We start from the raw sequence: 14,636 nt of genomic DNA on the forward strand, positions 1-14,636 counted from the left end.
TCCCGCGCCCCTGGGGTCTTGTCCCGCCCCGCGCCCCCCCGGGGGGGGTCCCGGGGGGTGGCCCCCCCCCCGCCCCCGTCGGGGGCCCGGGCGGGGGGGTGGCCCTTTGGGGAAGGGTGCGGTCCAAGTCCCGGCCCCGGGGGTGCTGTTCGGGTTCCCCGTAACCGGCGGGCCATGCCTCTCTCGCGCTCACGCATAATGTGCGGATGACTGTCGTCGTCGTGGGCGCCGGACCCGCGGGTCTCACCGTCGCCAACATCCTCCGTGCCGCATCCGTGGACTGCGTGGTCCTGGAGACGGAGAGCAGGGAATTCATCGAACAGCGGCCCCGCGCGGGCTTCTTGGAGGAGTGGGCGGTGCGCGCCCTGGAGGAGCGCGGGCTCGCCGACCGGCTCCTGGAACACGCGACGGCCCACGGCGAGTGCGAGTTCCGCAGCGCGGGGGAGCGGCACAGGTTCCGCTACGCCGAGCTGTCCGGGCACCGCCATTTCGTCTATCCCCAGCCGCTGTTGGTGACGGACCTGGTGCGCTCCTACGCCGACGTCGCGGGCGGCGACATCCGTTTCGGCGTACGCGATGTGGAACTGCACGGCCTCGACACGGACCGGCCATCGGCGTCGTACACGGACCCGGCGACGGGCGAGCGGGTGCGCATCGAGTGCGACGCCGTCGCCGGCTGTGACGGGGCGCGCGGCGTGACGCGCGCCTGCCTGCCCGATGAGCAGGTGACCGTCGCCCGGCACGACTACGGCATCGGGTGGCTGGCGCTGCTCGCCGAGGCGCCGCCGTCGTCGGACTGTGTCGTCTTCGGGCTCCACCCCCGCGGCTTCGCCGCCCACATGGCCCGCAGCCCCGAGATCACCCGCTACTACCTGGAGTGCCCGCCGGGCGACGACCCGGTCAACTGGCCCGACGAGCGGGTGTGGACCGAATTGCACGCCCGCCTCGCGGCGGACGGCGCGCGGCCGCTCACCGAAGGGCGGATCGTCGAGAAGCGCGTCCTGGACATGCACAACTACGTCGTGGAGCCCATGTCCTACGGGCGGCTCCACCTCGCCGGCGACGCCGCCCACCTCGCGGCCCCGATCGCCGCGAAGGGCATGAACCTCGCGCTGCACGACGCGCTGCTCCTCGGCGACGGGCTCGTCGCGTACGACAAGGAGGGCGACGACAGCGGGCTGCGCGGCTATTCGGCGGCCTGTCTGCCGCGGGTGTGGCAGTACCAGGAGTTCTCGCAGTGGTTCGCGGACGTGCTGCACGGGACGTCGTCCGGTGACCCCTTCAAGGCGGGCACCGCGGGTGCCCGCCTGCGCAGGGTGCTCGGCTCGCGCGCCGCCGCGGCCGCCTTCGCCGAGCTCTACATCGGCAGGGAAGCCGACAACTGGGCTGGGTCAGGCGGGAGTTGAGCCTTGGGGCGGCTACGGCCCGTACCAGACCGTCGTCATGTTGCAGAACTCGCGGATGCCGTGCCCCGACAGCTCACGCCCGTAGCCCGAGCGCTTCACGCCGCCGAAGGGCAGGCCGGGATGGGACGCCGTCATGCCGTTGAAGAAGACGCCGCCCGCCTGGATGTCCCGCGCGCAGCGCGCCATTTCGTCGTCGTCACGGGTCCAGACATTTGAACTCAGCCCGAACGGCGTCGTGTTGGCGAGCTCCACGGCCTCGTCCAGGTTCGCCACGCGGTAGAGCGTGGCCACCGGGCCGAACGCCTCCTCGCGGTGGATGCGCATCTGCGGGGTGACATCGGCGAGGACGGTGGGGGAGTAGTACCAGCCCCGCTCCTGCTCCTTGGGGCGCTGCCCGCCGCACAGCGCGGTGGCGCCGTGGCCCAGCGCGTCGTCGACGAGCTCCTCCAGATCGGTGCGGCCCTGCTCGGAGGCGAGCGGGCCGACGTCGGTCTCCTCGTCCATCGGGTCGCCGACGGTCAACTCCCGCATTCCGGCGACGAATCGGTCGCGGAACGCGTCGTCGACGTCGGCGTGCACGATGAAGCGCTTCGCGGCGATGCAGGACTGGCCGTTGTTCTGCACGCGGGCCGTCACCGCGACCGTGGCGGCGCGGTCGATGTCGGCGCTCGGCAGCACGAGGTAGGGGTCGCTGCCGCCCAGCTCCAGGACGGTCTTCTTGATCTCGTGGCCCGCGATGGATGCCACCGACTGGCCCGCCGGTTCGCTGCCGGTGAGGGTCGCCGCGGCCACCCGCTCGTCGCGCAGGATGCCCTCCACGGCACCCGAGCCGACGAGCAGCGTCTGGAAGCAGCCGTGCGGGAACCCGGCGCGCAGGAAGAGATCCTCCAGGTACAGGGCCGTCTGGGGGACGTTCGACGCGTGCTTGAGCAGCCCGACGTTGCCGGCCATCAGGGCGGGGGCGGCGAAGCGGACGACCTGCCAGAGCGGGAAGTTCCACGGCATCACCGCGAGCACCGGGCCGATCGGCCGGTAGCGGACGACCGCCCGGGACGCGCCGGAGTCCGTCACGTCGGCCGACGCGGGGTGCTCGTCGGCGAGCAGTGCCTCGGCGTGCTCGGCGTACCAGCGCATGGCCTTGACGCACTTGGCCGCCTCGGCCCTCGCGGCCTTGACGGGCTTGCCCATCTCCGTCGTCATCGTGCGGGCGACGAAGGGGACGTCCTCCTCAAGGAGGTCCGCGGCCAGGTTCAGGAGCCGGGCCCGCTCGGCGAAGTCGGTGAGGCGATGCCGGGCGTACGCGGCGTCGGCGGCCGCAAGGCGGCGCTCGACCTCCGCGTGCGCGAGCGGCTGGAAGGTCTCGAGCGTCTCGCCGGTGGCGGGATTGACCGTGGCGATGGGCATGCCGTTCCTCCTCGGGGCGCCTGGGCGGCGTCCGGACGATGCGTCCCCCGGGATTTCCAGCGTAGGGGGACGGAGCCGAGGGGGCACGTGCACGAGCCGTGGTCGTTTAGGGCAATGCTTCACCTAGGGCAACGGTTCACCGCGGGCGGCGACCCACAGCTCGTACCACTCCTCGTGGGTGAGGTCCGGCTCGCGGTGTGCGGCGTCCCGGCAGGCGAGGATGCGCTCGGGCCTGCTGGTGCCGATGACGGGCGCGATCCGGGCCGGATGACGCTGGAGCCACCACAGGAGAATCGTCTCCGGCGTCGTCTGCTTGCGCTCGGCCAAGCCGGTGACGAGCCGCCCGGCCGGTGAGTCCTGGCCTCCGCTGTAGCGGCCCTGGGCGAGGGATCCCCAGGCCTGCAGCTGGAGACCGTTGGCGGCGCAGTACTCGATCGTCCCGTGCGGGAAGCCGTTGCCGGTCGCGGCCGGCGTGTTGAGGAGCACGCCGGACTCGACCCAGTCGCGGCTGCCCAGGCTCATCTCCAGCTGATTGGCGACCAGCGGAACGTCGAGATGTGCCTGTAGGCGGGCGATCTGCGCGGCACTCATGTTGGACACGCCGAAGTGGCGCACCAGGCCCTGCCCGTGGAGCGAGTCGAGCGCCTTCGCGATCTCGTCAGGGCCGGTCAGCGGGTCGGGCCGGTGCAGCAGCAGTACGTCGATGACATCGGTGCGCAGCCGGGTGAGGCTCTCCTCGACGCGCCGGACGATGCTCGCTTCCCGCAGGTCGTACAGGCCGGGGCGTTCGCCGTCGGTGAGCCGGATGCCGCACTTGGTCTGCAGCAGGATGCGCCCGCGCAGTTCGGGCGCCCTGGCGAGGACCTCGCCGAAGACCGCTTCGGACTTGCCGTGCCGGTAGATGTCGGCGTGGTCGAACGCCGTGATGCCGACGGCGAGCGCGGCTTCCACCGACGCCTCGGCGTGCGCGATGTCGGCGGCCGTGTACGGCGTGGTGTCCCAGGTCCCGCCGAGCCCCATGCACCCGTACAGCAGACGGCTTGTGCGTACGTCGGACTGCGCTGTCATGCCACTCCCTAAATGGTGAATCCGGTCATCCTCGCGCGGGTGCCGCCGTCCTGGGAACGGCGGCACCCGCGCGAGGCGCGGCGTCAGCCGGCCTTTGCCCCGGTGTGCAGGGCAAGCGCGCTGCGCGCGGGCAGCTTCGTCTCGATCTTGCCGTCGTCGCCGACGGTGACGGTGTTGCCGTCGCAGCTGTCAGGCGAGGCCTTGGCGACATTGCAGTACGTGCCGCCGGGCAGGGACGTCGCGAAGGTCTGGGTGAGCTCGCCGTCGCCGTTGTTGAGAGCGACGAATCCCTTGGCGCCGCGGCCGAAGGCCAGCGCGCTGCCGCCGTTGTCCCACCAGTCGGTCAGCTCGGCCGAGCCCACCTCGTTGCGGAACCCGACCAGGCCGGTGACCGCCTTGTCGGCGTGCGTGTCCGTCCAGCCGTCGGCGCCGCTCGGCGGGCCCGCGTCCTTGTCGGACCACTCGTAGCCGGAGTACACGTTGGGCGAGCCGTAGGGGGAGGCGAGCATGAAGACGTTGGCCAGTGTGTAGCTCGCGCCGTCCTTGTAGGTGAGCGTCGAGCCGCCCCGCTCGGTGTCCCAGTTGTCGACGAACGTACGGGCCGAGCCGCTGCCCAGCTTGCCGTCCGCGACGGACTTCAGCTGGGCGATGGAGCCGCCCTGGAAGGCGCTCTTGAGGTGCCCGCCGTAACGGAACTCGTCGACGTCGCCGATGCCCGTGTACTCCTCGGGCTGAACCGCCTCGCCGCCGCCGTGGATGACCTCCGACACCCAGTAGCCCGGGTCGCTCATCTTGCCCTTGATGGCGGCGATGTCGTCGGCGGCCATGTGCTTGGCGGCGTCGATGCGGAAGCCGTCCACGCCCAACGACCGCAGATCGCTCAGGTAGTCGGCGATCGTGGTGCGGACCGCGTCGCTGCCGGTGTCGAGGTCGGCGAGGCCCACCAGCTCGCAGTTCTGGACGTTGTCGCGGTTGGTGTAGTCGTTGATGTTCGAGCGGCAGGTGTGGAAGTCCGCGTCCTGGAAGTACCCGGGATAGCCGTACTTCGTGTACGCGGTGCCGCCGGTGCCCGTCCCGGAACCGGCCGCCATGTGGTTGATGACGGCGTCCGCGATGACCTTCACGCCCGCCTTGTGGCAGGCGTCGACCATGCCGGCGAAGGCGTCGCGGTCACCGAGCCGTCCCGCGATCTTGTAGCTGACGGGCTGGTACGACGTCCACCACTGGTCGCCCTGGATGTGCTCGGTGGCGGGTGACACCTCGACATAGCCGTATCCGGCAGGGCCGAGCTGATCGGTGCAGGCCGTGGCGACGTCCTTGAACGGGCGCTCGAACATGGTGGCCGTGACGGTCTTCTCGCCGGGGGGTGTCGCCTGTGACTGCCAGGGCGCGAACGTGGCGAGGCCGGCCGCGGCGAGTATTCCGGCCGACACCCCGCCCAGCAGGCGGAATCGGTGGTGCATGGATGCGGCTCCTTCGAGGAACGGGCACAGGTGTGCCCACGGAGACAGCCACGCGCCAGGCTGTCGTGGGGGGATTTCCGCGGCCGAGCCTGCCTGTTGTGCAGGAACCCGTCAAGATTTTCCGCAAGAACCGTCATGGGCTTGCACCCGGGCTCAGGCGAGCTCAGGCGGGCCCAGGCGGGCTCAGGTCGGACGCTGGTCCTGTCGTCCCGAGTCCTGCCGTCCCGATGCCGTCGAGTCACGCACCACCAGCTCCGGCATGAACACGAACTCGCTGTGCGGGGCGGGCGTTCCGCCGATCTCCTCGAGGAGCGTACGCACCGACGCCTGGCCCATCGCCTGGACGGGCTGGCGGATGGTGGTCAGCGGGGGATCGGTGAACGCTATGAGCGGGGAGTCGTCGTAGCCGACCACGGAGATGTCGCGCGGCACCGCCAAGTCCCGTTCCCTGGCGGCCCGGACGGCGCCGAGCGCCATCATGTCGCTGGCGCACACGATCGCCGTACAGCCACGGCCGATCAGCGTGCCCGCCGCGGCCTGGCCGCCCTCCAGCGTGTAGAGGGAGTGCTCGATCAGCTCCTCCGACTCCGCGGGCGACATCCCGAGGCGCTCGCGCATGCCGATCTGGAAGCCCTCGATCTTGCGCAGTACGGGCACGAAGCGCTTGGGCCCGACCGCGAGCCCGATGCGCGTGTGGCCGAGCGATGCGAGATGCGTGACGGCAAGGCGGGCCGCGGCCCGGTCGTCCGTGGAGATGAAAGGGGCCTGCACCTTGGGCGAGAAGCCGTTGACCAGGACGTACGGAACGCCCTTGCCCCGCAGCACTTCGTACCGCTCCATGTCGGCGGTGGTGTCGGCGTGCAGCCCGGAGACGAAGATGATCCCGGAGACGCCGCGGTCCACCAGCATGTCGGTGAGCTCGTCCTCGGTGGAGCCGCCCGGGGTCTGGGTGGCGAGCACGGGCGTGTAGCCCTGGCGGGTCAGGGCCTGGGCGATGACCTGGGCGAGCGCCGGGAAGATGGGGTTGTCCAGCTCGGGCGTGATCAGACCGACCAGGCCCGCGCTGCTGCGGTGGCGCAGCCGCGAGGGGCGCTCGAAGCCGAGCATGTCGAGCGCCGCGAGGACGGATTCACGGGTGGCGGCCGCGACTCCGGGCTTGCCGTTGAGCACCCGGCTCACGGTGGCTTCGCTGACGCCCGCCTGCGCTGCGATGTCGACGAGCCGTGCGGTCATGGACGGGACTGTACCGGGCGGCTGCCGGATTGCCCACAGGCTGCCGAAACTTGCAGAAAGTCCGTCTCTGCAAGGTACTTGCAGGCCGTGGTGGGGGAACGGGCGGGAGCGGGGCGCCTGATGAGGCCGGTCAAGCGGCGTGACGGCAACCTTCAGGACACGCGGCGGTAACGATCAACAGCCCTTGCAGAAATTTCTCGCAAGGTCTTTCGTCGGCTTTTCAATCCTGTTACGTTCCGTGGCAACCCGGCGCCGCGTCCAGTGCGGCTCGTAGGAGACACCTCTCGTCGGGGTCCCGTCTCCCCTTGTCTTCGGGTTCAGTTGAAGGAGTTCACATGCGGCGTGGCATAGGAGCCACCGCGCTGGTCGCGGCCCTGACCTTGACGGCGGCAGCGTGCGGTGGCGACGACGGTGACAGTGGCAAGAACAGTTCGGGCAAGCTGTCCGGCACCGTCACTTTCTGGGACACCTCGAACGACGCCGAGAAGGGGACGTACGAGAAGCTCGCCAAGGGCTTCGAGAAGCTCCACCCGGGCGTCAAGGTCAACTATGTGAGCGTCGCGTTCGGCGAGGCCAACGCCAAGTTCAAGAACGCCGCGGGCGGCAACTCCGGAGCCCCGGACGTGATGCGCACCGAGGTCGCCTGGGTCGCGGACTTCGCCAACCTCGGCTACCTCGCCCCGCTGGAGGGCACCCCCGCGCTCGACGACGCGGGCGACTACCTCCCGCAGGCCGCGGCGAGCACCAAGTTCAAGGGCAAGACGTACGCGGCCCCGCAGACCATCGACACCCTGGCGCTCTTCTACAACAAGAAGATGCTCAAGGACGCCGGTGTCGAGGCGCCCAAGACCTTCGACGAGGTGAAGAGCGCCGCGAAGAAGATCAAGTCGAAGTCCGGCAAGACCGGCCTCTACCTGCGCGGCGACGACCCGTACTACTACCTCCCGTACCTCTACGGAGAGGGCGGCGACCTCCTCGACACCAAGAACAAGAAGGTCACCGTCGACGACCCCCAGGGCGCCGCGGCCTTCAAGGTCATGAAGGACCTGGTCGACTCCAAGGCGGCCACCACCGACGCGAGCGACGGCTACAACAACCAGCTCAACGCCTTCAAGGACGGCGACGTCGCGATGGCGCTCGACGGCCCCTGGTCCATCGAGGGCGCGCTGCAGGGCAAGCAGTTCAAGGGCGACAAGGGCAACCTCGGCATCGCCCCGGTCCCCGGCGGCAGCGACCGCCAGGCATCCCCGCAGGGCGGCTGGAACCTCGCGGCCTACGCGGGCTCCAAGAACCTCGACGCGAGCTACGAGTTCATCAAGTACATGAGCTCCGCCAAGGTGCAGCAGCAGACCACCGAGAAGCTGAGCCTGCTGCCGACCCGCACCTCCGTCTACGACGTGAAGTCCGTCAAGGACAACCAGATGGTGCAGTTCTTCAAGCCGGCCGTGGACAAGTCCGTGGAGCGCCCGTGGATCCCCGAGGCGAACGCCCTCTTCGAGCCGATCCGGCTGCAGATGGAGAAGGTGCTCAGCGGCAAGACCTCGCCCGAGGGCGGGGCCAAGGGCGTCGGTGACGCGTACCGCAAGCTCCTGAAGGACTACAAGTAAATGGCTGTTGACAGCAGCCGGTCACTGGCCAAGGCCGCGGACGGCGGACCGGCAAGACCCCCGGACGGTTCCGCAGGGCGCTGTCCACCCACTGGTACGCGTGGGCCATGGTCGCCCCCGTGGTGGCCGTGATCGGCGTGATCATCGGCTATCCGCTGGTGCGCGGCCTCTATCTGTCGACGACCGACGCCAACGAGGCGAACGTCGAGCGCACCATCGGCGTCAACCACATCCCGGCGACGTACAAGTCGCTCGGCCTGGACAACTACACCGCGGTCCTCCAGGACGGCGTCTTCTGGGACCGGCTGACCTGGACCGTCATCTGGACGGTCTCCTGCGTCGCGCTGTCCTTCGGGATCGGCCTCATCCTGGCGAACATGCTCAACCGCAAGCTCGCGGGGCGCTCCTTCTACCGGATGGCGCTGATCCTGCCGTGGGCGGTGCCGGCCTTCGTCTCCGTCTTCACCTGGCGGCTGATCTTCAACGAGAAGAACGGCATCCTCAACAAGATCCTCGCCGGCGGCGGCATCGACGCGATCCCGTGGCTGAACGACCCCACCTGGGCCAAGCTCTCGGTGATCACCGTCAACGTCTGGCTCGGCGTCCCGTTCATGCTGGTCGCCATGCTCGGCGGACTGCAGTCCATACCGGGCGAGCTGTACGAGGCCGCGGAGATGGACGGCGCGAACGCCTGGCAGCGCTTCCGCAACATCACCCTGCCCGGCCTGCGGTCCGTCAGCAGCACGGTCATCCTGATCAGCGGCATCTGGACCTTCAACATGTTCCCGGTGATCTTCCTGCTCACCCGGGGCGGCCCGGGAGACGCCACCGAGATCCTGGTGACGTACGCCTATCGGCTCTCGTTCGTGGTGAGCCCCCGCGACTTCGCCGGATCCGCCGCCTGGGGCGTGATCATTCTGCTGCTCCTTTCGCTCTTCGCGGTGGTCTACCGCCGTGCGCTCCGCAAGCAGGGAGAGGTGTGGTGACCGCCATGACCACCAAGACCACTACCACCACGAAGGCGAAGGTCAGGCCGCGCGGCGAGCGCGGGCCGCTGGCCTCCGTCGGGCTGCACCTGACCCTGCTGATCGCCTCCGCCGCCGCTGTCCTGCCGCCGCTGTGGCTGCTGATCACCTCGTTCAAGCCGAAGAGCGAGGCCTTCTCCACCGACGTGGTGAAGGACTTCACGCTCGGCAACTACAGCCACGTCATCAACGACACCGAGTTCCTCAGCTGGGTGGCCAACTCGCTGCTCGTCGTCGGACTGACCACGGTGATCGGCGTCTTCATCTCCGCGACCACCGGATACGCGGTCAGCCGCTTCAAGTTCCCCGGCATGCGCCCGCTGATGTGGATGCTCCTGATCACCCAGATGTTCCCCGTCGCGGTGCTCATCGTGCCGCTCTACAACCTGCTCGCGAACCTCGGCCTGCTCAACCAGCCGATCGGCCTGGTCGTCACGTATCTGACGATCGCCGTGCCGTTCAGCGCGTGGATGATGAAGGGGTACTTCGACACCATTCCGGTGGAGATCGACGAGGCCGGGCGGGTGGACGGGCTCAATCCGTTCGGCACCTTCTGGCGGCTCATCGTCCCGCTGGCCAAGCCCGGTCTCGCCGTCACCGGCTTCTACAGCTTCATCACCGGCTGGGCCGAGGTCGCGTACGCATCCGCCTTCATGACCGGCGAGGAGAACCTCACGCTCGCGGGCGGCCTGCAGACCTTCGTCAACCAGTACACCAGCGACTGGGGTTCGCTGACGGCGTCCGCGGTGATCGTCGCGCTGCCCGCCGCGGTGATCTTCGGCTTCGTCCAGCGCCACCTGGTCTCCGGCCTGACGGCCGGCGCGACGAAGTCCTGACCCGGCGCCCCGCGCACGCACCCCCCTCGGTCTCTCGAACTCTCGATCTCAGGGAAGACATGACCCAGCATCTCGCTGCCCCTGCAGCCCCCGCCTCCGGCACCCACACGGACTGGTGGCGCGGCGCGGTGATCTATCAGGTCTATCCGCGCAGCTTCGCCGACGGCAACGGCGACGGAATGGGTGACCTGGAAGGCATCCGCACCCGCCTTCCCCACCTCAGAGACCTCGGCGTCGACGCCGTCTGGCTCAGCCCCTTCTACTCCTCGCCGCAGGCCGACGCCGGTTACGACGTCGCCGACTACCGTGCGATCGACCCGATGTTCGGCAGCCTCCTCGACGCGGACGCCCTGGTGCGCGACGCCCACGACCTGGGCCTGCGCATCATCGTCGACCTGGTGCCCAACCACTCGTCCGACCAGCACGACTGGTTCCAGCGCGCCCTGCGCGAGGGCCCAGGATCGCCCCTGCGCGAGCGCTACCACTTCCGGCCCGGCAAGGGCGCGGACGGCTCGCAGCCCCCGAACGACTGGGAGTCCATCTTCGGCGGCCCGGCCTGGACGCGCACGCCGGACGGCGAGTGGTACCTCCACCTCTTCGCCCCCGAGCAGCCGGACTTCAACTGGGAACACCCGGCCGTCCACGACGAGTTCCGCTCGATCCTGCGCTTCTGGCTCGACATGGGCGTCGACGGCTTCCGCGTGGACGTCGCCCACGGCCTGGTCAAGGCCGAAGGGCTGCCCGACATCGGCACGCGCGACCAGCTGAAGCTGCTCGGCAACGACGCCATGCCGTTCTTCGACCAGGACGGCGTGCACGCGATCTACCGCAGCTGGCGCAAGGTTCTGTCGGAGTACGCCGGCGAGCGGATCCTCGTCGCCGAGGCGTGGACCCCCACTGTCGAGCGCGCCGCCGCGTACGTACGCCCCGACGAGATGCACCAGGCCTTCAACTTCCAGTATCTGGGCACCCATTGGGACGCCGCGGAGCTGCGCGAGGTCATCGACGTCTCACTCGCCGCCATGCGGCCCGTCGGCGCGCCGGCCACCTGGGTGCTCTCCAACCACGACGTCACCCGGCACGCCACACGGTTCGCCAACCCGCCGGGGCTCGGCACCCAGCTGCGCGAGGCCGGCGACCGCGAGCTCGGCCTGCGGCGGGCCCGCGCGGCGACGCTCCTGATGCTCGCGCTGCCCGGTTCGGCGTACGTCTATCAGGGCGAGGAGCTGGGTCTTCCGGACGTCACCGACCTGCCCGACGAGGTGCGTCAGGACCCGTCGTTCGTGCGGGCGAGCGGGCAGGACGGCTTCCGTGACGGGTGCCGGGTGCCCATCCCGTGGACCGTCGACGGTTCCAGTTACGGCTTCGGCGCGGGCGGCAGTTGGCTGCCGCAGCCCGAGGGGTGGGGCGAGCTGAGCGTCGAGGCGCAGACCGGGGACCCGGCATCGACCCTTGAGCTGTACCGCCGGGCGCTCGCGATCCGTCGTACGCAGCCGGGGCTCGGCGCGGGCGACTCGCTGGAGTGGCTGGAGGCGCCCGATGGCGTGCTCGCGTTCCGCCGCGAGGGCTTCGTGTGCACCGCGAACACCACCGGCGAGGCGGTGCGGATCCCGGCTCCCGGCCGGGTCCTGCTCGCGAACGCCGAGGTGGAGTCCGCAGAGACCGCAGGCGGCAAGGTTCAGCTGCCCGCCGACACCACCGTCTGGTGGGCGGTGTGACGTTCTCCCCGCCGCGGGGTGCCGATCGTGGCGCCCCGCGGCTCGCGGACATCGCGGCCCAGGCCGGGGTCAGCGAGGCGACCGCGAGCCGGGTGCTCAACGGCAAGCCGGGCGTGGCGACCGGCACCCGGCGCCGGGTCCTCGCGGCCCTCGACGTCCTGGGCTACGAGCGTCCGGTGCGGCTGAAGCGGCACAGCGCGGGCCTGGTCGGGCTTGTCGTCCCCGAGCTGAGCAACCCGATCTTCCCCGCCTTCGCCCAGGTCATCGAGCAGGTCCTGTCCGGGCACGGCTACACCCCGATGCTCTGCACCCAGATGCCGGACGGCGCCACCGAGGACGAACTGGTCGAGCAGCTGGAGGAGCGCCGGGTCAGCGGCATCGTCTTCCTCTCCGGACTGCACGCGGACACCACGGCCGACCCCGCCAGATACCTCGAACTGGCGGGCAGGGGCGTGCCGTTCGTCCTCATCAACGGCTTCAACGAACACATCCCCGTGTCCTTCGTCTCGCCCGACGACCGGGCGGCCGCGCGGATGGCGGTGCGCCACCTCGTCGATCTCGGGCACGAGCGGATCGGCCTGGCCATCGGCCCGACCCGGTACGTCCCCTCCCTGCGCAAGGCGGAGGGGTTCACGGCGGCGCTGCACGACCTTCTCGGCCTGGCACAGGGGGAGGCCGAGCAGCTCGTGCAGCGCACGCTGTTCACGGTCGAGGGCGGGCACGCCGCGGCCAGCGCGCTGCTCGACCAGGGCTGTACGGCGATGGTCTGCGGCAGCGACATGATGGCGCTCGGCGCCGTCCGCGCGGCACGCCAGCGGGGCCTCTCGGTGCCCGGTGACATCTCCGTGGTCGGCTTCGACGACTCGCCGCTGATCGCGTTCACCGACCCGCCGCTCACCACGGTGCGCCAGCCGGTGCAGGCGATGGCGAGCGCCGCGGTGGGCGCGCTGCTTGAGGAGATGCAGGGAAACCCCGTGCAGCACACGGAGTTCGTCTTCCAGCCCGAGCTCGTGGTGCGCGGCTCGACCTCGCAGCCCCGCCGCTGAGCCGAGAACTCCGGTCCGAACAGCCGGGCGCGTGGGGCCCGTTGTCCGGGTCCCCCGACTGCTCGGACCGGAGGCGTGGTTGAACGTAACACCGTCGCAATGACTTGCGTAAGGTCTTGCGGTGCAGGAAACCAAGGGATGTCGGGCTCGGGGCGAGAGTGCGCCCAGAGGGTTGACCGAGGCCCATGGGGGTCGTACGGTCTCGACCGAAAACGGCGTTGAAATATTTCTGCAACATCCTTCAACGGCCTTACGGGCACGGCGCGTTGCCGGACAAGGTCATCCCTCACCGCTGCAGGAGGCCCTTCATGACGGTCCGGAAGACCAGATCCCGCAGACCGATGGCCGGCGTGCTCGCCCTGGTGGCGGGAGCCGCCTTCGGCATCGTCGGCGGTTCGTCGCCGGCGCAGGCCGCCCCGCCCGGCGGCAAGGACGTCACCGCGGTCCTCTTCGAGTGGAAGTTCGCCTCGGTGGCCAAGGAGTGCACGGATCGCCTCGGCCCGGACGGCTACGGCTATGTGCAGGTCTCGCCGCCCCAGGAGCGCATCCAGGGCGAGGCCTGGTGGGCCGCGTACCAGCCCGTCAGCTACCAGATCGGCACCCGGCTCGGTGACCGTGCCGCGTTCAAGAACATGGTCGACACCTGCCACTCCGCGGGGGTCAAGGTCGTCGCCGACGCGGTGATCAACCACATGACGAACGCCTCCGGCACCGGCTCGGCGGGATCCGCCTTCACCAAGTACGACTACCCGGGCACGTACTCGGTCTTCGACATGGACAACTGCCAGGCGGACATCAGCAATTACCAGGACCGCTGGAACGTCCAGAACTGCGAACTGGGCGGGCTCGCCGACCTCGACACCGGTGAGGAGTACGTCCGGGGACGGATCGCGGGTTACCTCAACGACCTGCTGTCCCTGGGCGTCGACGGCTTCCGGGTCGACGCGGCCAAGCACATCCCCGTGGACGACCTGAAGAACATCAAGTCCCGGCTGAGCAACCCCGGCGTCTACTGGAAGCAGGAGACGATCTACGGCGCGGGCGAGGCGGTCTCGCCGAGCGAGTACACCGCCACCGGAGACGCCCAGGAGTTCCGCTACGGCTGGGACCTCAAGCGGGTGTTCAACAACGAGAAGCTCGCCTACCTGAAGAACTTCGGCGAGGGCTGGGGCTACATGCCCAGCGGCTCCTCCGCGGTCTTCGTCGCCAACCACGACACCGAGCGCCACGGCCAGACCCTCAGCTACAAGGACGGCGCGAACTACACCCTCGCCCATGTCTTCATGCTGGCCCTGCCTTACGGCGCCCCGGACGTGCACTCCGGCTACGAGTTCAGCAGCAGCGACGCGGGATCGCCCAACGGCGGCCAGGTGAACGCCTGTTACAGCGACGGCTGGAAGTGCCAGCACGCCTGGCCCGAGATCCGCAGCATGGTCAAGTTCCGCAACACCGCGAGCGGAACAGGAATGACCAACTGGTGGGACAACGGCAACGACGCCATCGCGTTCGGCCGTGGCGACAAGGCGTACGTGGTCATCAACCACGAGGGCTCATCGGTCAGTCAGACCTTCCAGACGTCCCTCGCCGCGGGCAGCTACTGCGATGTCCAGAGCGGCAAGAGCGTCACGGTGGACGCCTCCGGCCGGTTCACCGCCACCGTGGCGGCGAACACCGCGCTCGCCCTGCGCACCGGGGCCAAGAGCTGCTGAGTGCCGTCACACAGCACCCGCACTCTCCCCTCATCAGTCGGGGCGCCCGGCGCCACCCCCCCCCCGGGGGGGCGCCCGGGCCGCACGTTACGGTCAAATGTGAAGCAAACAATGTGTGGGG

The 14,636-nt window shown here is 69.7% G+C and carries 10 protein-coding genes and 1 pseudogene; 7 read left to right on the forward strand and 4 right to left on the reverse strand.

Annotated features, from left to right (window positions below; genetic code table 11):
• Nucleotides 1–206: 206 nt before the first annotated feature.
• Nucleotides 207–1,406, forward strand: coding sequence for a 4-hydroxybenzoate 3-monooxygenase (locus ACFWY6_RS35700; RefSeq protein WP_384699585.1), 1,200 nt, complete (start codon nucleotides 207–209; stop codon nucleotides 1,404–1,406).
• A 12-nt stretch (nucleotides 1,407–1,418) separates the two neighbouring features.
• Here ACFWY6_RS35700 and ACFWY6_RS35705 read toward each other — a convergent pair whose 3' ends face one another.
• The 4 genes from ACFWY6_RS35705 to ACFWY6_RS35720 form a co-directional block, all read right to left on the reverse strand.
• Nucleotides 1,419–2,810 carry an NADP-dependent succinic semialdehyde dehydrogenase gene (locus ACFWY6_RS35705; RefSeq protein WP_384699587.1) on the reverse strand — a complete coding sequence of 464 codons (1,392 nt, stop codon included), beginning with the start codon at nucleotides 2,808–2,810 and terminating at the stop codon, nucleotides 1,419–1,421.
• A gap of 123 nt (nucleotides 2,811–2,933) precedes the next feature.
• Nucleotides 2,934–3,878 (reverse strand): aldo/keto reductase family oxidoreductase, encoded by a 945-nt coding sequence (locus tag ACFWY6_RS35710; protein WP_384699589.1) that lies wholly within the window; start codon nucleotides 3,876–3,878, stop codon nucleotides 2,934–2,936.
• Between the two features lie 83 nt (nucleotides 3,879–3,961).
• Nucleotides 3,962–5,341 (reverse strand): alpha-amylase family protein, encoded by a 1,380-nt coding sequence (locus ACFWY6_RS35715; RefSeq protein ID WP_384699591.1) that lies wholly within the window; start codon nucleotides 5,339–5,341, stop codon nucleotides 3,962–3,964.
• A gap of 183 nt (nucleotides 5,342–5,524) precedes the next feature.
• Entirely contained in the window at nucleotides 5,525–6,574 is a 1,050-nt protein-coding gene (locus ACFWY6_RS35720) for a LacI family DNA-binding transcriptional regulator (protein ID WP_384699593.1), read from the reverse strand.
• A 335-nt stretch (nucleotides 6,575–6,909) separates the two neighbouring features.
• Between ACFWY6_RS35720 and ACFWY6_RS35725 the strand changes: the two genes are divergently transcribed.
• The 6 genes and pseudogenes from ACFWY6_RS35725 to ACFWY6_RS35750 all read left to right on the forward strand — a co-directional run.
• The gene (locus ACFWY6_RS35725; protein ID WP_384699595.1) at nucleotides 6,910–8,181 is read left to right on the forward strand and encodes an extracellular solute-binding protein; all 1,272 of its coding nucleotides are present in this window, start codon (nucleotides 6,910–6,912) and stop codon (nucleotides 8,179–8,181) included.
• A gap of 107 nt (nucleotides 8,182–8,288) precedes the next feature.
• Nucleotides 8,289–9,167, forward strand: coding sequence for a carbohydrate ABC transporter permease (locus ACFWY6_RS35730; protein ID WP_384699597.1), 879 nt, complete (start codon nucleotides 8,289–8,291; stop codon nucleotides 9,165–9,167).
• A 5-nt stretch (nucleotides 9,168–9,172) separates the two neighbouring features.
• Nucleotides 9,173–10,042: a sugar ABC transporter permease gene (locus ACFWY6_RS35735; protein ID WP_384699603.1), complete on the forward strand. Its 870-nt coding sequence runs from the start codon at nucleotides 9,173–9,175 to the stop codon at nucleotides 10,040–10,042.
• 59 nt (nucleotides 10,043–10,101) lie between these two features.
• The gene (locus ACFWY6_RS35740; RefSeq protein ID WP_384699599.1) at nucleotides 10,102–11,760 is read left to right on the forward strand and encodes a glycoside hydrolase family 13 protein; all 1,659 of its coding nucleotides are present in this window, start codon (nucleotides 10,102–10,104) and stop codon (nucleotides 11,758–11,760) included.
• On the forward strand, nucleotides 11,748–12,806 hold the full coding sequence (locus tag ACFWY6_RS35745) for a LacI family DNA-binding transcriptional regulator (protein WP_384699601.1): 1,059 nt from the start codon (nucleotides 11,748–11,750) through the stop codon (nucleotides 12,804–12,806). The genes ACFWY6_RS35740 and ACFWY6_RS35745 overlap by 13 nt, the downstream gene beginning before the upstream one ends.
• A 308-nt stretch (nucleotides 12,807–13,114) precedes the next feature.
• Nucleotides 13,115–14,512, forward strand: a pseudogene (locus tag ACFWY6_RS35750) (alpha-amylase family protein); the annotation flags it as partial.
• Nucleotides 14,513–14,636 lie beyond the last annotated feature (124 nt).

Source organism: Streptomyces sp. NPDC059037 (assembly GCF_042740015.1).
In the GTDB taxonomy this organism is placed as follows: domain Bacteria; phylum Actinomycetota; class Actinomycetes; order Streptomycetales; family Streptomycetaceae; genus Streptomyces.